General features: G+C 72.7%; 15 protein-coding genes. 6 read left to right on the forward strand and 9 right to left on the reverse strand.

Annotation, left to right across the window (positions count from 1 at the left end; translation table 11 throughout):
• Nucleotides 1-261 precede the first annotated feature (261 nt).
• Nucleotides 262-1080 (forward strand): hypothetical protein, encoded by an 819-nt coding sequence (locus tag BLW78_RS06445; protein WP_091677723.1) that lies wholly within the window; start codon nucleotides 262-264, stop codon nucleotides 1078-1080.
• A gap of 52 nt (nucleotides 1081-1132) precedes the next feature.
• Here the strand turns inward: BLW78_RS06445 and BLW78_RS06450 are convergent, their stop codons facing one another.
• The 3 genes from BLW78_RS06450 to BLW78_RS06460 all read right to left on the reverse strand — a co-directional run bounded on the left by BLW78_RS06450 (nucleotide 1133) and on the right by BLW78_RS06460 (nucleotide 5417).
• Nucleotides 1133-1846: a hypothetical protein gene (locus tag BLW78_RS06450; RefSeq protein WP_244526814.1), complete on the reverse strand. Its 714-nt coding sequence runs from the start codon at nucleotides 1844-1846 to the stop codon at nucleotides 1133-1135.
• A gap of 89 nt (nucleotides 1847-1935) precedes the next feature.
• Nucleotides 1936-3720 carry a glycosyltransferase gene (locus BLW78_RS06455; protein WP_091677729.1) on the reverse strand — a complete coding sequence of 595 codons (1785 nt, stop codon included), beginning with the start codon at nucleotides 3718-3720 and terminating at the stop codon, nucleotides 1936-1938.
• On the reverse strand, nucleotides 3720-5417 hold the full coding sequence (locus BLW78_RS06460; RefSeq protein WP_244526815.1) for a hypothetical protein: 1698 nt from the start codon (nucleotides 5415-5417) through the stop codon (nucleotides 3720-3722). Before BLW78_RS06460 ends, BLW78_RS06455 begins: the two co-directional genes overlap by 1 nt.
• Nucleotides 5418-5575: 158 nt before the next feature.
• Here BLW78_RS06460 and BLW78_RS06465 point away from each other — a divergent pair, with 158 nt between their 5' ends.
• Both BLW78_RS06465 and BLW78_RS06470 read left to right on the forward strand, forming a co-directional pair.
• A complete protein-coding gene (locus BLW78_RS06465; protein ID WP_091677734.1) occupies nucleotides 5576-6571 on the forward strand; it encodes a glycosyltransferase family protein in 996 nt (331 codons plus the stop codon).
• 32 nt (nucleotides 6572-6603) lie between these two features.
• Nucleotides 6604-9807 (forward strand): glycosyltransferase family protein, encoded by a 3204-nt coding sequence (locus tag BLW78_RS06470; protein WP_091677737.1) that lies wholly within the window; start codon nucleotides 6604-6606, stop codon nucleotides 9805-9807.
• A 55-nt stretch (nucleotides 9808-9862) separates the two neighbouring features.
• Here BLW78_RS06470 and BLW78_RS06475 read toward each other — a convergent pair whose 3' ends face one another.
• Nucleotides 9863-10957 carry an aldo/keto reductase gene (locus BLW78_RS06475; protein WP_091677740.1) on the reverse strand — a complete coding sequence of 365 codons (1095 nt, stop codon included), beginning with the start codon at nucleotides 10955-10957 and terminating at the stop codon, nucleotides 9863-9865.
• 95 nt (nucleotides 10958-11052) lie between these two features.
• Here BLW78_RS06475 and BLW78_RS06480 point away from each other — a divergent pair, with 95 nt between their 5' ends.
• Nucleotides 11053-11964 (forward strand): LysR family transcriptional regulator, encoded by a 912-nt coding sequence (locus BLW78_RS06480; protein ID WP_091677743.1) that lies wholly within the window; start codon nucleotides 11053-11055, stop codon nucleotides 11962-11964.
• A 25-nt stretch (nucleotides 11965-11989) separates the two neighbouring features.
• On the opposite strand, the gene BLW78_RS06485 is transcribed toward BLW78_RS06480, so the two are convergent.
• Complete coding sequence (locus tag BLW78_RS06485; RefSeq protein ID WP_091677746.1) at nucleotides 11990-12868, reverse strand: SDR family oxidoreductase; 879 nt, start codon at nucleotides 12866-12868, stop codon at nucleotides 11990-11992.
• A gap of 122 nt (nucleotides 12869-12990) precedes the next feature.
• On the opposite strand from BLW78_RS06485, the gene BLW78_RS06490 reads away from it, so the two are divergent.
• Nucleotides 12991-13881, forward strand: a complete 891-nt coding sequence (locus tag BLW78_RS06490; protein ID WP_091677748.1) for a LysR family transcriptional regulator — start codon at nucleotides 12991-12993, stop codon at nucleotides 13879-13881.
• Between the two features lie 52 nt (nucleotides 13882-13933).
• Here the strand turns inward: BLW78_RS06490 and BLW78_RS06495 are convergent, their stop codons facing one another.
• Nucleotides 13934-14887: a LysR substrate-binding domain-containing protein gene (locus BLW78_RS06495; protein WP_091677751.1), complete on the reverse strand. Its 954-nt coding sequence runs from the start codon at nucleotides 14885-14887 to the stop codon at nucleotides 13934-13936.
• A gap of 108 nt (nucleotides 14888-14995) precedes the next feature.
• On the opposite strand from BLW78_RS06495, the gene BLW78_RS06500 reads away from it, so the two are divergent.
• Nucleotides 14996-16285 carry a D-serine ammonia-lyase gene (locus BLW78_RS06500; protein ID WP_091677753.1) on the forward strand — a complete coding sequence of 430 codons (1290 nt, stop codon included), beginning with the start codon at nucleotides 14996-14998 and terminating at the stop codon, nucleotides 16283-16285.
• A gap of 114 nt (nucleotides 16286-16399) precedes the next feature.
• On the opposite strand, the gene BLW78_RS06505 is transcribed toward BLW78_RS06500, so the two are convergent.
• From BLW78_RS06505 to BLW78_RS06515, 3 genes are all read right to left on the reverse strand, one after another.
• Nucleotides 16400-16651 (reverse strand): PilZ domain-containing protein, encoded by a 252-nt coding sequence (locus tag BLW78_RS06505; RefSeq protein ID WP_020091601.1) that lies wholly within the window; start codon nucleotides 16649-16651, stop codon nucleotides 16400-16402.
• A 117-nt stretch (nucleotides 16652-16768) separates the two neighbouring features.
• Nucleotides 16769-17074, reverse strand: coding sequence for a hypothetical protein (locus BLW78_RS06510; protein WP_091677756.1), 306 nt, complete (start codon nucleotides 17072-17074; stop codon nucleotides 16769-16771).
• A 291-nt stretch (nucleotides 17075-17365) separates the two neighbouring features.
• The gene (locus BLW78_RS06515) at nucleotides 17366-17653 is read right to left on the reverse strand and encodes a hypothetical protein (RefSeq protein WP_091677759.1); all 288 of its coding nucleotides are present in this window, start codon (nucleotides 17651-17653) and stop codon (nucleotides 17366-17368) included.
• Nucleotides 17654-17942: the final 289 nt, after the last annotated feature.

Genomic DNA, 17942 nt, shown 5'->3' on the forward strand with positions numbered 1-17942 from the left:
GCGGGCGGCATGGCGGCGATCGCGCGGGCCAACGAGCAGGTCGACGCGGCCACCCGCCAGGTTCGGGAAGCCGCGCGCGCCGTCGGCTGAGGTCGCCCGCCCCGGTTCCGGGGGCGCACCGGCGCTCGCGGGTCGCCGCGACCGGTTTCAGACGGGCGGATTCGCCAGCCGGCCGCTTTGGCCCGGACAGGCCGCGCATGATAGCGAGGGCGCGGCTCCGATGCCGGCCCGGGTCGGCGGCGCGACGCGCGGGAAACGACCTTGGCGGCGATTTGGCTGACGGCCCTGATCCGGGCGCTGACCTCCGGGACCGTGGTGGTGCTCGCCTCCGTCCTGGCCGAGTGGCTGGGACCGGTCTGGGGCGCACTCGTCGTCAGCCTGCCGGTCTCCGCCGGGCCGGCCTACGTGTTCATGGCGATGGAGCACGACGCCGCCTTCGTGGCCGGGGCAGCCCTGAACGGCTTCGCGGCGAACGCCGCGACGGGCCTGTTCCTGATCGTCTACGCCCACCGGGCGGCCGGCCGGGACATGACCGCCACCCTCGGGCCGGCGATCCTCGCGTGGCTCGCGGCGGCCCTGCCGGTCTCGGCTCTCACCTGGACGCCGACGACGGCGTTCCTGCTGAACGCCCTGGTCTACGGGGCCGGCGCGCTCTCGACCCGGCACGTCGTGCGCGCGACCCTCGTGCGGAGCGCCGTCGTCGCGCGGCCGCGCCCGCTGGACCTGATGATCCGCGCGAGCGCCGTCGCGCTGTTCGTCGCGGCCCTCCTGGCGCTGAGTACGGCGCTGGGCCCCGCCAGGACCGGGGTCATCGCCGCCTTCCCGGTCACGATGACGAGCGCCTTCGTCATCCTCCATCGCCGCATCGGCGGGGCGGCGATGGCGCGTCTGGCGAGCGTCGCGATCCGCGGGGTGTTCGGCTTCGGCCTGACGCTGCTGACACTCCACCTGATGATCCAGCCCTACGGTGCCGCGCTCGCGCTGACGGTCGCGCTCCTCGTCTCGCTGATCTACTCGGCGGGTCTCCTCGTGGTGCAGCCCCGTCCCGGTCGGCAGGAGCCCGGCATCGTCACGCGCTGAGGCGCGCCGTCCGACCGCGACCTCGTCGCCAGGGCGCAGCCGACGAAGCGCCTCAGACGCGATCGTCCTCCCGCTGCAGGGCCCGCTTGCGCCAGGCCGTGAGCAGGCTGGCGAGCGCGTCGGGATCCAGCCCGTAGCTGTCCGGCAGACCCGCGTTGCGCCCGATCAGGTGCCGGTTCATCGCCCCGAGGCGCGTCGCGCCGGCGCTCGTGTCGTCGAACGTGACGAGGCGTTGCCCCGAACCCGGCATGGAGACCGGCTCGAACACGCTCACGTCACGCCACCGGACGCGCCGCGCGCGGCCCAGCTGCACGACGGTGAAGCCCGTCTCGTCGAGGAGCAGCGCCGAGCCGCGGATCGCCGTCAGGATGAGGAACGGGACGCCTCCGAGGAAGAGCGCGACGCCCGGCCAGAGCAGCAGTTGCATCGCCGTGGAGGGCGCCTCGTGCAGCACCATCCAGAGCGTGACGCCGCCGAAGCCGGCGGCCATCAGGGCCAGGAACAGGAGTTTCCGCACCGAGGCGCGCAGGATCACGGGGCCGGGGAACTGCGCCGCCAGCGACCCCGCCGACCGGCTCTCGGATTCGAGCAGGTCCGGCCGCAGCTGCCACACGGCGACGGCCGCGCACACGCCGAAGAACACCGTCGTCGTGACGCCGCCATCCGCGCCGGTGGCGATCATCCCGAGGCCGGCGGCGACGAAGAGGAGGCTGATGCCGAGCAGCAGGACGTTCCGGCCACGGTCGCCGCGCGCGAGTTTCAACACGATCGCCCCGCCCTCCCGCGACGCCGATGGCCGGTGGTGGCCACCCGATTCCGAGACGCGACCATACAGGCCGCGCCGCGGGGCGGCGATCACGCGCGCCGCGCCGTGTCGCCGCTCTCGCCCAGCATCGCCAGCACCTGCGCGGCCCCCTCCTCCGGCGCGATGCGGGACGTGTCGAGGAGCGGCACCCGCAACTCCTCCGCGAGCGCCCGATAGCCGGCGATCCGGGCTTCGGTCATGTGCTCCGACGGGTTCGGGACGCCGCGCGCGACCATGCGGGCGATGGTGGTGGGACGGTCGGCCCAGCACATGACGGTGAACGGGCGCGGCTCCCAGCCCGGACGGAAGGCCGGCGAGAGGAGCTGCGAGGCGGTGAACCAGTGCCGGTCGAACACGACCGGTCCCGGCGGGGCGTTGGCGATCGCCGCCGCCACGGCCGCGTGCGCCAGGTCGTCGGCCAGCGCGTGCTGCCCCGTCCGGGCGAGGTGGACCAGGATCGCGCCGACCGGACCGCTGAACGGGTTGAGCACCGTCGCGCCGAGCGCCTCGGCGACGTGCCGCGCGATACTCGACTTGCCGGAGCCGTCGAGCCCGTCGACCGCGAGCGCGATCCGCGAGGCCTGGGCGGCCTTCTGCTGGGCCCGCGTCAGGTTCGAGGGGTAGATGCGGCCCTCGCGACGGCCGTGCTCGAGGTAGTGCAGCTGCCCCTGCCACGCGTGCTCGAACAGCGCCGCGAGGTCGGCATGCAGCCGGATATAGCCGAGGGCGTCGAAATCCTCCGGCAGGGGCCCGTCCCGGCTCGCGAGGTCGGCGAGGCGCAGCGCGGTCTCGCGCGGCGGGCCGGACGGGCGCGCCGCATCGGTCCGGCCCGCCCGCAGCGCGATCGCCTCCGCGACGACGGCGAGCAGACCGTCCGCGTAGGTGTCCCAGTCGAGCGCCCGGATCCGCGCCCGTCCCGCCTCGGCCCGGGACGCGGCGCCGGCCGGATCGGTCGCGATCCTGTCCACGGCCTCCGCGATGGCCGCGCCCAGCGCCGCGTCCGGACCGTCCGGCACCACCAGGGCCGTGACGCCGTCCTCGGCGAAAGCCAGCGTGCCGTGCACGGTCGCGACGAGCGGCGTGCCGCAGGCCATCGCTTCCGCGGCCGGGTTGCACCAGCCGGCATGCGCCTCCGCGCTGCAGAACGCGTCGAGCCCGTGATACCACGCCGGCAGGTCGGACTCGGGCAGCGGCCCGTGCACGACGAGGCGGCCCGACGCCACCAGATCGGCGCGCGCGCCCACCAGCCCCCAGTCCGGCCGTCCGAACCAGTGCAGGGCCCACACGTCGCCGAGCCTGTCGAGCGCCGCGAGCTGCGCGGCGGGGCGCTTGTTGGCGATGCCGCCGAGCCGGCGCCGCGCGCCGCGCGCGGGCGGCGAGACGGGCGGCGCGAACAGCCCGCTATCGACCGCACCGACGAGGCGCCGCCACGGCAGGCCGAGGGCCTGGAGGGCGGCGTCGTCCCAGTGGTCGTTGTTCGCCACGACGAGGTCGGGCGCGAGGGTCCGCGTGACGCGCGCGTAGGCGTCGCGCCGCACCGGCGCGTTGAGGAGGTGCTGGATCCGGGCGCCGAAGTTCGGGGCCCGGAGGTCCGCGAATCCCTCGATCGTGGCATCCGGGAAGCCGCCGCCGGGCACCATGACGGCGTCCCAGCTCGCGCGCGCGGCGTCCTCGCGGTGCAGGACGGGCAGCCGCGTCTCGAACCCGTCCTCGCCGGTGCCCAGGGTCAGGTACGCGAACGCGTGACCGCGACGCGCGAGCACCCGCCCGACCCGCTCGAACCGGAGCAGGCCGCCCGTCAGCGCCAGGTGGTCACAGGCGACGAGCAGCCGCATCACGGGGTTCCTCTGATGAGACGCAGGAGGCGAAGGGACAGGCGGCTGCCGTCACCGGCCGAAGCGCGGCGGGCGTCGAGGGTGTCCTGGAGGTGGTCGCGCGCGCGGTGCATCTCGGCCGCGTAGGCGATCACGCGGTCGGTGCGGCGGACGCCCTCGCGCGCGGCGGCCTCGTGCGCGGCGGCGTCGGCGGCGCGCGCGGCGCGCAGGGCCGCGTTCTCCTCGAGCAGCCGCGCGATCTCCGCGGAGGCCTCCGCGAGCGCAGCGCGCGGATCCGCGTCGATCCGGGTCTCTTCGCCGACCGGCAGGCGCGTCGCCGCCGCCCAGTCCAGGCCGCGCTCCGTCACCCGGTCGCTGACGATCGTCTGGAAACGGCATTCCCGGGCCAGCCGGTCGGCGAGCTGCGCATCGTCCAGAGCCAGCCCGAGTCGCGGCAGCAGGGCGCGCAGGGCATCCAGAAGGGTCAGCGTGGACAGCCCGCCGGGACGCCAGTCTCGCGCATCGGTCAGCGCGTTGACCAAGCCCCGCACGGCGAGGTGGCCAGCGTCCAGAGGGCCTCCGAGCTCCCATTCCAGGTCTATGAACGTGCCGTCGGCGGCCGAGACGAGATTCTTCGGGATGGCGTCGAGGGCCTGTCCAGGGAGGATTGTCTGGGTCTCGAGCGGCGCTCCCGCCGCGAAGCGGCGCGAGACGGCTTGAAGCCACGTCCCGGCCCAGGCGGCGACGGCTTCCGGGCACCAGCCTTCCCGCGCCAGCCGCGCCTCGAGAACTTCAGACCAGAGGGAGCCCGGCACGTAGGTCTCCGACGGCAACAGGTTCGTGACGCCTCGAACCGCGGCGGGAAGGTCGGGATACACGCGCGCGCGACGCACCGCGATCTGCGACCCGGCCTCCGCGAAGGTCACCAGCCGCTCGAATTCCGGGCGGCGGCGCAAACCCGCGTGGATCGCCAGCCGGTCGTCCGGCGGCAGCGGCTCCGCCGATGCCGCGATCACGAAGGCGGGCGCCAGATCGCCGATGAGCCCCTGCTCCGTCACCGTCGCCCAGGCGCGCCGCGGCGAGAACAGCGCGCCCGCGCGGGCTGCCGGATCCGGCCCGGCCGCGCCGATGGCGAGCAGTCCGGGATCGAACCCGCCCGGCCGCGCGAGGCCCCGCTCGGCGATGAAGCTCACGGGCTCCTCCCGCCCCGGGAACGGGAACCACCATTCCTGATAGGCCAGGCCGCGGGCCTGCAGGGACCGTTTCAGGCCTGCCCGCGTGGGCAGCCGGAGGCCGTCCGACCTGAGGCGTCCCTCGAGGCTCGGGAAGCCGCGCTGCCCCACCGTCTCGGAGCCCGCAGCGAGTCCGTGGAGCGAGAGGGCGTTGTCGATGACGAGGATCAGCCGCCCGCCGGGTCGCAGCCGTTCCTGGGCCCAGGCGATCGTCGCGTCGAGCGCGTCCTGGCCCCCGTCGTCGCGACACGACAGCAGCCCCGTCAGCACGACGCCATCGAAGAGCGTGGAAGCCGGCAGGTCGGCGCCATCCGCCGTGGTGACGAGGGTGGCGTCGGGAGCCCAGCGCGCGCGGCTCCCCGCGTCGGGCTTCGGGCCCAGCAGCAGAAGCGTGCCGGTCAACCACGGCAGGAAGGGGCGCAACGCCTCGGCGCAGGGCTCGCGCGGCGGGTGCGGCGCGCCTATTGCCACTTCATCCCGTGCCATACTTCCTGATTGCCAACATCGAATTGCCCGAAATTACCCGATCGCCAAGTGGTTGGGGGAAATTAATCGACGAAATGGACATGCGACAGTTGCGTGTCTACTTACAATTGGCATTAACCTGCAATTAAAACTGGCCCGTCTCGCCGAGGTCACGAGGGATGAATTTCGTCAGCGCGATCTCGTTGGCCGGGCCGCACGTCCTGGTCACGAGCACCTTCCCCGATGCGCTCAACAGGAATCCCGGGATCCGGAGCGATCTGGCCGAGGGCTTCGCCGAACTGCTCGGCGCCGAGCGCGTCAGACACACCCCTCTGGAACTGGCGGTCGGGGCGGTCCGGGCGACCCGGCCGGATGTCGTGATCGCGGTCGGAAGTCTCGTGCCTGACCTGGCGGATCTGCGCGCGCTTCGGCGCGCCGCGGACGCCGTGGGTGCCGTCCTGATCTTCTGGCTGACGGACGACCCGTACGAGTTCGACTACGCCTTCAAGGCGGAACTCTACGCCGACATCGTCGTGAGCAACGATTCCTGGGCGGCGCAGCACTACCGGCACCCCGACGTCCACCACCTGCCGCTGGCCGCGGCGCCCGACCGGCATTTCCGGCCGATCGCCCCGGTGGCGGAGCGGGAGACAGTCCTGTTCTTCTGCGGCGTCGCCTACCCGAACCGCGTCGCACTGATGCGCCGGATCGACGATCTCCTGTGCCGGCACGTCGTGGAGATCCTGGGCGCCGAGTGGCCGGACACGCTCCGATGCGCGGTGAACCGCCGCCTCACGCCGGCGCAGATGGCCGACTACGCCGCGGCGGCGCGGCTGACGCTCAACATCGGCCGCGACCTCGACGTGGCCAATCGCCGGCTGTCGCTCCCGCAGGCGACGCCGGGACCGCGCACCTTCGAGGTCGCTCTGTCGGGCTCGGCGCAGCTGTTCTTCGTCACCGGCCTGGAAATCTGCGCGCATTTCGAGCCGGACACGGAGATCCTGCTGGTGGACGGCGCGGCCGATATCGCGCGCGCCATCGAGCGGTCGCTCGACGAGCCCGCCGCGATCGAGGCGATCGCGCGCCGGGCGCAGGCGCGGGCGCTCCGCGAGCACACCTACCGGCATCGCGCGGCGCGCCTGCTCGATCTGAGCCGCCTGACGGTCCCGGCCTGATCACGCCGCCGCTGAGACGGACGAGACCGCGCATGTCCGACCTGTCGATCCTGCTGCTCGACACCGAGCCGCAGACCCACAACCGCTACCTCGTGCTCGCCATCGCGGACGCGCTGCGCCGGCATCCCGCGGTCGGCCGGGTCCATATCGGCGGGCACGGCGATGCCCTGGCCACCTTCGTCGAGCAGGGTCTCGACACGCTGATCGCTTTCGGCGGCGCGCGGGCGCACGCGCCCCTGGTCGGCCGGCTCGCGGGGCTCGCCCGGACCAGCGTGCTCTGGACCACGGAGGATCCGTACGAGCGCGAGGCGAACGTGCGCGGGTCGGGGGCCTTCGATCTGGTCTTCACGAACGACCTTGCCACGGTCCCGGCCTACGGGGGCCGGGCGCACCACCTCGCCCTCGGCGCCTCCTCGCTCTTCCACGATCTCCCGGTGCTCGAGGACGACGCGCGCTACCGCTACGATCTCCTCTTCATCGGAACGGCGTGGCCGAACAGGGTCGCGACCCTGAACGCGCTCTCGGCCAAGCTGCCGCGGGACGTGATGTTCAAGCTGGCGCTGCCGTGGAACGCGCATATCGGTCCGCCGGAGCTGGAGGACGAGGCGCTCGTCACGGACTGGCGCTGCGGCAACCGCGACTTCGCCCTCCTGGCGAACCGCAGTCGCGTCGTGCTCACCCTGCCCCGGATCTTCTCGGCGGCGCGCGCCGATCAGGCGACCGGTTCGACGCCGCCGCCGCGGCTGTTCGAGACGGCGCTGGCCGGCGGCTACCAGGTCGTGGTGTCGCCCGAGCCGGAGACGGCCGCCTACTACACGCCGGGCGCCGAGATCGCGCTCTGCGACGACGAGGCCGGTGCGGTCGAGGCGATCCTGACGGCCCTGACCGAACCGGAGGCCCGCATCGCGCGCGCGCGCGCCGCGCAGGCGCGGACCCGCGCCGAACACCTCTACGACCATCGCGTGGCGACGATCCTGGACGCGGTGATCGATCGGCGCCGGACGCAGACGCGCCGGCCGCCCCTCGAACCGTCAGCGCCCCGCACGGTCCTGATGCTCACCCACAACCGGATGGGGCATCGTCCCGGCGGCGGGGTCGAGGTCTATCAGGAACTGCTGACCGAGTTCGGCGAGCCGTACCGCGTCCTGTTCCTCTTCTCCGTCTTCGGCGACGGGCGCTGGTCGCTCCGGCTCGAGGGCCCGGGGATCGCGGAGAGCTTCGCCTGCGGTCCCGTCACGCCGCCGCTCTCGACGGACCCGTTCGTGGAGGGGATCTTCCAGAGGCTGCTGTTCGAGCATCAGGTCGACCTCGTCCACATCCATCACCTGATGCACATCCCGCTGTCGCTGCCGCTGATCGCGCGGGCCTGCGGCATACCCACCGTCTACCACCTGCACGACCATTTCCTGATCTGCGAGCGCTGGCTGCTGCTCGATCACACCGGCCGGTTCTGCGACGTCGTCAATCGCGGGGCGGACCAGTGCGACGCCTGCCTGGTCTCGGGAAACCAGTATCCGCCCGGCTCCAAGGCGCGCCGCGACGGCATGATGACCCTGGTAACCGACGCGATCGACGCCTTCGTCACGAGCACGCCCGCCACGGCGGGGTACCTCCGGCGCTACTTCCCCGGCATTCCCGCCGACCGGATCGTCGAGATCCCGATGGTGGCGCCGAACACCGCGCCGGCCGGGGCGCGGCCTGTGTCCAGGCGCAGGCGCGACGGCGATCGGCTGACCGTGGCGATCCTGGGCAATCTCGCGGCCCACAAGGGCGGCCAGCAGGCGATCAACCTGATCCGGAGCTGCGAGGCCTATCCCATCCATTTCAAGGTGATCGGCCGCATCGACGACCCGTACCGCGAGGCGGTCGCGGGCCTCGGACCGGATCAGGTCACCGTGACCGGCGCCTACGAGCAGCACGCGATCGGCGGCCTGCTGGCCGGCTGCGATGTCTCGCTGCACCTCTCGACCTGGCCCGAGACGTTCGTCATCGCGCTGACGGAGGCGTGGCAGGCGGGCCTGGTCCCGATCGTCGCCGATATCGGGGCCCTGGCCGAGCGCGTCGAGGACGGGGTCGACGGGTTCAAGGTCCCGCCGGACGATGCCGGTGCCGTCCGCGCGCGCCTCATCGCGCTGCACTACGATCGCGCCCGCCTCGCCCGGATGCAGGCCTCCATCGGCCGGAAATCCTTCCCCGACACCGACGGCCACCTCGGGTCGGTCCGCGCCCTCTACGAGCGCCTGATCGGGGCGCGGCCGCTGCGCCACGGACGCGTTCCCAGCCACCTGCGGCACGGTTTCGATCTGCGGCTCGAGACCCTGGGATACCGGACGAACGCCGCCTCCTGGACCAGCGCGGCGATCGCGTGGGACGAGGCGGCCCGCGCGCCGGAGGCGTCGCCCACCGTGATGGCGGCGGCGCGCGCGCGCCCGGTTCCGGAGCTGCCCGACGCGTTCCGTCGCCTGACGTTGAGGCCGGTCCGGCGCAGCGAGTGCGGCTGGAGCCTCGACGTGCTGCGCACGGACGAGCGCCTGAACCGGAGCCTGGATCTCTCGTCGGTCGTCGCGCGGGCCTCCGTGTTCCTGCGCGGCTGGCTGCACGTCTCGGGGCCGGCGCCGAAGGCGATCTACCTGCGGCTGACGGGTCGCACCGGGACATCGTGGGTCGCCCTGCAGAGCGATCTCCGTCCGGACGTGGCCAAGTGGTACGGAGAACCCGCCGCCGCGACGTCCGGCTTCACCGGCCAGATCGACGTCGCGGGGATGTCCTTCGGACGCTACGCGCTCGCGATCGTCCAGATCGCCGACGGTAGCCTGCGCATCCTCGAAGACGTCGCCTCGATCTTCATCGCCCCCGACACCGAGCCGCCGGCGCGCTTCGTTCCGGAGCCGCGCCATCTCGTCAGCGGCCCGCCGCACGTCCCGGATCTGCACCACAGCCTGCCGGATGCCGGCGACGCGCTCCGCGTGTCGCCGGGGCAGCTCTGGGCCGCGGAAGTCGCGTTCCCCGGGACCGCGCCCCGGCTCGGCAAGGACACGCTGGCGGTGTTCCGCGGCACCAACGGTCAGACGTGGCGGGCGCCCGTCCTCAAGATCGACGAGCGGACGGTGCGCATCACCGCCTCCGTCCCGAACATCGATCCGGGCGCCTACACGGTGTCCCTGGCCGAGCCGCACAACAGGACGTTGCGGACCCTCGCGACGCTGTTCCGCACCCAGGTGGCGCGTTCGGAGTGACGGGGATCACCGGCAAGCCCGGTCTCGTTCCACCGAGCCGACCCCGGACGCGGGCCTACCACGCCTCGACCCGTTCACCGCCGAAGATGCGCGAAGTCGGCAGCTCGAAGATGAAGTAGGGATTGAGTTGCGGCGGAGCCGCGGCCTCATCCAAGCGGGACTGCTGCTCGGGCGTCAGGACGACCTCGAGGGCGGCGATGTTCTGCGCCAGCTGCTCCGGGCGGCTCGCCCCGACCAGGACCGAGGCGACGCCGGGGCGCCGCGCGACCCAGGCCAGCGCCACCTGCGCCATCGGTCGACCGACGTCCGCGGCGACCGCCCGCAGCACGTCCACCACCGCGAAGTTCGCCTCGGTGAACAGCATGCCGCCGAAGGGGTTGTCGCCGTTGAGCCGGCCGTCGCTGCCGCCCTCGGCCGCATCGCCGGCCCGGTCCGGGAGCGAGCCTGCCGGCCCGGCCTGAGCGAGCTTCTCGCGCCCGTACTTGCCGGTCAGCAGGCCGGCCGCCAGTGGGCTCCAGGGCACCAGCCCGAGCCCGAGGGCGCGGCCCGCGGGCAGCACGTCGAGTTCCACGCCCCGGTCGAGCAGCGAGTAGGCGTATTGCAGGCCGATGGGTTCCGGGAGGCCGTGGGCACGGGCCAGCGCGGCGATCTGCGCGGCGTACCAGGCGGGCGCGTTCGAGAATCCGTAATACAGGATGTCGCCGCGCGCGACGGCGTCGGTCAGCGCCCGGAGGACTTCCTCCGGCGGCGTGGTCCGGTCCCAGACATGGGTCCAGTACAGGTCGATCCAGCCGGTCCTGAGACGGCGCAGGGAGCTCTCGAGACCGGAGCGGATGTTCCGCGCGCTGTTGCCTCCGGCGAGCGGCGTCCCCTGCGCGCGCGGAAAGCCGGACTTCGTCGCGACGACCAGGCGGTCGCGCAGACCGCGCGCCGTGATCAGGTCGCCGAGCATCGTCTCGCTCGCGCCGCCCGCGTAGACGTCGGCCGTATCGAGGAAGTTGCCGCCCGCTTCGACGTAACGGTCGAAGATGGCCGCCGAGACCGTCGCGTCGCTGCCCCAGCGGGCGGCGCCGAAGGTCATGGTCCCGAGCGCAAGGGGGCTCACGGCCAGACCCGAGCGTCCCAGGGTTCGATAGTGCCTCAGATCCATCGCCGCACCTCACTGTTGAGGACTGGGACGTAGTCCGCCGTAGGGATCGGGATTAGCAGTGCTATTCCGCATGCGTCTGTGAGCAGAGTTCAGGAATGCGGCGCGGCACCCTCGACGATCTGGCGGCTTTCGCGGCGGTGGCGCGCCATCGCAACTTCACGCGGGCGGCCGCGGAGATGGGGCTGTCGCCCTCCGCGCTCAGCCACACGATGCGGGCTCTGGAGGCGCGTCACGGCGTGCGCCTGCTGGCCCGCACCACCCGCAGCGTCGCGCTCACTCCGGCCGGCGAGCGGCTGCTGCGGTCGGTCGGCCCCGCGCTCGAGGACGTCGCGCGCGGGCTCGACGCGCTGGCCGAGTGGCGCGGCGCGCCGTCGGGGCGGCTGCGGCTGACGACCTTCGCGTACGCCGCGCGGGCGATCCTCGAGCCCAGACTGCCCGCCTTCCTGATCGATTACCCGGCCGTCTCGGTTGAGGTGATCGTGGACGACCCCCTGACCGACATCGTTGCCGCCGGCTTCGACGCCGGGATCCGCTTCGGCGAGACGGTCGAGCGCGACATGGTGGCGGTCCGGGTAGGACCCGACCTGCGCACGGTGGTCGTCGCGACCCCGGACTACTTCGCCCGTCACCCGCGCCCTGAGAGCCCGGCTGACCTGGAAGCGCATCGCTGCGTGAACTACCGGCTCGTCGGCGGCGGCGGGTTGCTGCCCTGGGAGTTCGCCCGCGACGGCCGCGAGATCCGGGTACGCGCGGCCGGCCAGCTCGTCGTGAACGATGGCCGGCTCGCGGCCGCCGCGATCCGGGCCGGTGCCGGGAACGGCTACATGCTGGAGGACGAGGCGGCCGACGACCTGGCCGCGGGACGTCTCGTCCAGGCGCTGGACGCGTGGTGTCCGTCGTTTCCCGGCTGCCACCTCTACTACCCCGACCGGCAGGTCACGCCCGCCCTGCGCAGCCTGATCGACGCGCTGCGGTGGCGGGAGGCGCCGCCGCCTCCCGGCCCGTGAGACCGTGCCCGCGGGGCCTCCCCGCTCAGGCGCCCCGCCAGTCGCGGGCGACCTCGCCCGCGAAGTCGCGGTAGCTGCGCGGCCTGCGGCCGAGGAGCCTCGCGAAGTCCGCAACCTCGGCCTCGGTCGCGACGGCGCCGTCCTCCTGGTAGCGGCGCATCATCACCCGCAGGTCATAGGCAAGCCAGGCGGGGGCGAAGCTCCGGAGCCGCTGCTCCATCGCGTCGAGATCGTCGCCTCCGTAGCGGACCGCGCGCCCGAGGGCCTCGGACCAGATCTCCGCCAGGGCGTCGCCCGTCAGGGCGTCCGGGCCGACGACGTCGTAGGTCTCGGCCGGAAGACGGTCGGCCGCGCGCTCGCGGCGCAGCAGCGCGTTGGCCGCCGCCTCGGCGATATCGCGCACGTCGACCATCGAGACGCCGGCCTGCCCGAGGGGCACGGCAAACAGGCCGGCCCCGAGAAGCGGCTCCTTCTGGGCGAGGTCGTTCTGCATGAAGTAGGAGGGCCGCAGCACCGTGGCGGGCAGGTCGAGGGCCGCGATCATCCGCTCGACGGCGTGCTTGCCGGTGAAGTGCGGGGCATCGACGAAGGCCTCGCTCTTGAAGACCGAGAGATAGACGATGCCGCGCACGCCCGCGTCGCGGGCGAGGCTGAGTGTCGTGATCGCCTGGGTCAGCTCGTCCGGCGCGTTGGCGACGAGCAGGAACAGGGTGTCGACCCCGACCAGCGCCGCGCGCATCGCGTCGATGTCGGCGGGATCACCGCGGACGGCCTCGACGCCCGAGGGGAATCGCGCCTTCTCGGGCGAGCGGGTCAGAGCGCGCACGGCGGCCCCCTCGGCGACGAGATGATCGATGACGGCGGAGCCGATGCGGCCCGTGGAACCGGTGACGAGGATGGTCATGGCGGATCTCCTGGATGCGGGGCGGCCCCGAGCGGGCCGCCGATGACCCGAAGATGCGCCGTTCCTTTTCTGAGCCATAGTCGGCAAGATCGGGACTGGGTGTCCCGGATCTGGAACAGCACATGGACCTCGCGGCGCTCGCCGACTTCAATCTCGTCGCCGGCCACGGCGGCTTCGGCCGCGCCGCCCGGGCGAGCGGGCGGCCGAAGGCGACGCTGTCGCGGCGCGTCGCCGAGCTCGAGGCGAGCCTCGGGACGCGGCTGATCGAGCGGGGCGAGCGCAGCCTGCGCCTGACAGAGGCGGGGGCGCTCCTCCACGCCCGGACGGGGCCGCTGCTCAGCGAGATCGCGGAGGCCGGCGCCGTCGTCGGTGGCGGCCTCGACCGACCCCGTGGGCGGCTCCGGGTGAGTGCGCCGCTGCTCCTTTCCGACACGCAGCTCGGCCGCGTCGCCGCGGACTTCGCCCGCGCTTATCCCGAGGTCGAGCTGGAGATCTCCGCCGAGGACCGGTTCGTCGACCCGATCGAGGAGGGTTTCGACGTGATCATCCGGGTCAATCCGAAGCCGGACGAGCGCCTCGTCGGGCGCTGTGTCCTGCGGGACGAGCTCTGGCTGGTGGCGCCGCCCGAGGTCCCGCGTCCCGAACCGTCGGCCGGGACCGACGCGGCGACCGTGCCGGCGGCGGTGCGCTGGACGCCGCGTCAGGACGAGACGTGGCAGGTCCATGACGGCCGGACGCGCCGGTCCTACGCGCCCGTGCCGGTCCTGCGCCTGTCCTCGCTGCCGATGCTGCGCGACGCCGTGGTGGCGGGCGCCGGCGCGGCGCTGCTCCCGCGCTCGCTTGTCGGGGGCGACGTGGCGGCCGGACGCCTCGCCTGCTGGGGCTGGCTGGAGGGGCCGCCGACGGAGCTGTGGGCGCTCCACACGTCCCGGCGCTTGGTCAGTCCCAAGGTGAACGCCTTCGTCGCCCATCTGGCAGCCGCGCTGTCGACGGATCGACCCGCCGGGCGGTAGATTGAGCGTTCGAACCGAAGGACGCCGAGCGCGGCGCGCGCGGGACGGTGCCCTATCCGCATTCCGCCGCACCGTCCCGACGCGGCGCCTCGGGCGAGCCCGGCGGACCCGCCATCGTCCGGCCGAGCCAGTCCACGAAGGCCGCCGCCGGCCCCGCGGGTGGCAGGGCACGCACGAGAACGAAGTACCGGAGCCCGTTCATGACAGCTTCGTCGCAAGCCGGCACGAGGCGCCCGTCGGCGCGATAGGGCGCGACGATCAGCGATCGCCCCAGGGCGATGCCCGAGCCGCCGAGCGAGGCGCGCAGCGCCAGTTGCGCGAGGTTGAAGTAGAGGTTCTGGACGCGGCCGCCCCAGGGCGCCCCGTGGACGCGTATCCAGCGATCCCACTCCTCCGAGACGCTCGCGGCCGCCTCCCACGGCGTCGCGTCGTGGAGCAGCACGACGGCCCCGCCGGGATCCGCCGCATCCCGGTAGGCCGGGGCGCAGACCGGGTAGACCGGCTCGGGATGGTCGAAGATGACCGTCGCACCGGGAGGCGGCGCCGGGCCGTAGCGGATCGCGACGTCGATACCGGACTGCGCCATGCGTCCCGGATCCAGGTCGTGGGTCTCCCCGAAGACGGCGACGTCGATGTCGGGATGCGTGTCGCTGAAGGCTTTCAACCTTGGCGCGAGCCATTCCGAGGCCAGGGAGGGGACGCAGCTGATCCGCAGCGTCGCCCGGCCCTCGCGCCGTTCCCCCCGGAGAAGGGCCTCGCCCATCCCGTCGAAGCCGCTCCGCGCCGCGGCGAACAGATCGTGACCCGCTGCGGTCAGCCGGATCTCGCGGGTGCCCCGCTCGAGCAGCGGGTAACCGAGGCGCCGCTCCAGCCGCTGGATCCGCTGCGTGACCGCGCTCTGCGTGACGGCGAGGCGGTCGCCCGCACGGGCGAAGCCGCCCGCCTCGACCAGGACGCGGAAGAAGAACAGGTCGCCGGCCAGGCGCGCGTCGAGCCTTACGGGCATGCCCGATCATAAGCGGGCCTAATAGACCGCACCAGAGAATATAATTGGCCGCATGAGCGCCGCTCGCGCAGGGTCGGCGCGGACAAACCGGGCAGGATCGGGAGCGCCATGGCAGCCGTCGGCGGGATGGAGACTCGACTATCGGGCGACCGGATTCCAGAGGCGGTCAGGCGCGCCAGCCCCACGGTCTGGATGAACCCGGCGCTGGACGCCACCGCGTCCGTCCTGCCCGGACTCGCGACCGGCCGTGCCGACGTGGACGCGGCCGTGGCGCGCTGGCAGCGGTTCGCGCCGCTCCTGGCGCGCCTCTTCCCCGAAGAGGGCGCCGGCCGGATCGACTCGCCGCTCGTCCCGCTGGAAGAGCGCCTGTCCCGTGACGTCCTGGACGGCGCCGACGGGCGCGTGCTGGTGAAGGCCGACCACGCGCTGCCGGTGACCGGCTGCATCAAGGCGCGCGGCGGCGTCTACGAGGTCCTGGCCTATGCCGAGGACCTGGCCGCGCGGGCCGGGCTGCTCACCGAGGGGCAATCCTACGCGGCCTTCGCCGACCCGGAATTCCGCGCCCTGTTCGCCCGCCACGTGATCGCGGTCGGCAGCACCGGCAATCTCGGCTTCAGCGTCGGCCTGATGGGGCGCTCGCTCGGCTTCGCGGTCGAGGTCCACATGTCCCACGACGCCAAGGCTTGGAAGAAGCAGCGCCTGCGCGAACTTGGCGCCCGCGTCGTCGAGCATCGCGGCGATTACGGGGCGGCGGTCGCGGCGGCCCGCGGCGCGTTCGCCGGCCGCGCGGACGCCCATTTCGTCGACGACGAGGATTCCGTCGACCTGTTTCTCGGCTACGCGGCCGCGGCCCTCGACCTTCAGCGCCAGCTCGCGGAGGCCGGGATCGCAGTGGGGCCGGCGCATCCCCTGTTCGTCTATCTGCCCTGCGGCGTGGGCGGCGCACCGGGCGGCGTCGCCTTCGGCCTGAAGCTCGTGTTCGGTGACGCCGTGCACCCGGTCTTCGTCGAGCCGGTCGCGTCCCCGTGCATGCTGGTCCAGCTCGCGGCCGGTCTCGACCGCCCGGTCAGCGTCTACGATGTCGGCCTCGACAACCGCACCGCGGCGGACGGGTTGGCCTGCGCCTCCGCGTCGATGCTGGTGGCCCGGACGCTCGAGAAGCTGGTGGCCGCCGTGGTCACGGTGCCCGACGACGCGCTGTACCGCTGGCTCAGGGTGATGTGGACCGAGGCGGGCCTGCGCCTGGAGCCCTCCGCGGCGGCGGGCTTCGCGGCGGCCGGGCGCTTCGCCGCCACGCTGCCCGCGGCGGTCGGCGCCGCGGCCACCCACGTGATCTGGACGACCGGCGGCGCGCACCTCCCGGCCGAGGAATTCGAGGCGACCCTCGCCCGCGGTTGAGGCGCGCTGGACGCCGGCTCAAAAGCCGAGACCGCGCGGCCGCGGCTCCTCGATCGTGTCCGATCGCCAGGCGATCCGGGGCCGATCTGGAGCGAGGGCAGATTCGGCTTTCGGTCACTCCATCAGGTCGGTCAGGGCCCCGATCTCGTCGGCGTTCTTCCAGACCGTCTCGCAGCCGATCACCGTGTCGGTGGCGTCGATCGTCAGCGTGAACGCGGGGGGCACCCGCTCGGTCCCGACGAGCCGGAGGCGAACACCCCACCGCGACATGTCGTGCACCACGCAGGGGATGGCGGGATGGCCGGCCACCGAGATGCATCCGCTCAGGTTGACGGAGACGCGTCGGGCGTTGCGCTGGTTGTCCATAAGTACTCCGCGCTAGAGCGCCGGAGCATAAGCGGCGACCGATCAAGGGCCGGTTTACGAACTGAACTCAATTGCGCCTAAAATTCGCGTCGAGGTGGCTAATACCGAAGTCTCGACCTACCGGTTGGGAAGCCACCGGGAGACGAAGGTCAGCGGACGCGACGTGCCGGGCCGGCCGTCGGCATGCTCACGCGCGTCCTCGTCCGGCAGCAGCGACCCGATCAGGCGGAGCAGCTTCTCCCGCTCCTCTCCGGTGAACAGCACGAGGAACGAACCGAGATCCAGTTGGACCTCCGGCGCGTCATCGCCCGGGGAGTGAGAGACGTAGGGCTGTCCGGTCTGGAGGTCGCGCATCAGGGCCCAGCGGTCGCCGCCGACGCCGACATGGAATTCGCGCGCTATCCGTGGGCCCTGTTCAATCATTGCTCATCCCGCACGCGGTCAACGTGCAATTTTCAACGGGATAGAGCGCGCAAACGCCTTGCGATATAACCTGGCTCAAGAATTCACAGGTATCGTCGACTGCAGCCCCACCGGCGCGAGCCGCCGGTGGCGGGATGTCGGCGCGGTCTCGGGCTGGAGGTTGGTGCACTTGCGGCGCAGGATCGCGGACGATCCGACGCCGGACTGACATGCCCCATCTCCGCGCGGCAGAGGGCGCGTTTTCGGACCGAGAAGGGCGAGCGCTCCGCTCTCGCCCGGTCGGCGCCGGCCCTAGCGATACGCGTGGGGGCGTGAGCGCTCGAAGGCGGCCGCGCAGGCCGTGTCGAAGAGCTTGCAGGGCGGCTGGGCGTCGCCCGGTTCGACGAGCATCGGCTGTCCGCGGATGTCTCCGGTGGCGTGAGCCTGCGAGTACCGTGACCGCGGGTCGAAGTAAGGATCCGAAGTGTAACTGCTCATGAAGGCGCCTCCTGCCGGCATCTCGCTCTCGGACAGCGCCACGCCGGTCTGCAGCGCCAATGAGAGCACCGAGACCAGGAGCAGCAGACATCGTCTGGTCATAGGCCCGCGCCTCCTCGCGCGCACGAGATCGGCAGCGCGGACGCTGCGCTCCGGATGTCCTGGATGTGTTCGACGAGACCGCCGCGGGCGTCAGCGGCCGGTCTCTGCGAGCAGGCCCGCCACAACGCGTGCGCGCTTCGGAACAGCCGCCCGACGGGATCACAGCGTGGCCGCGACGCACTGCCTTCAGCGACGTTGGCGGGTCAGCCCATCTCGACATTCGGAAGATGGCGCAAGCCGAGCACGCACTGCAATAAAATAGGCTTTTCAGCAGTGAAAACGGAATTGA

It is taken from the genome of Methylobacterium sp. 275MFSha3.1, assembly GCF_900108435.1.
Classification (GTDB): Bacteria; Pseudomonadota; Alphaproteobacteria; order Rhizobiales; family Beijerinckiaceae; genus Methylobacterium.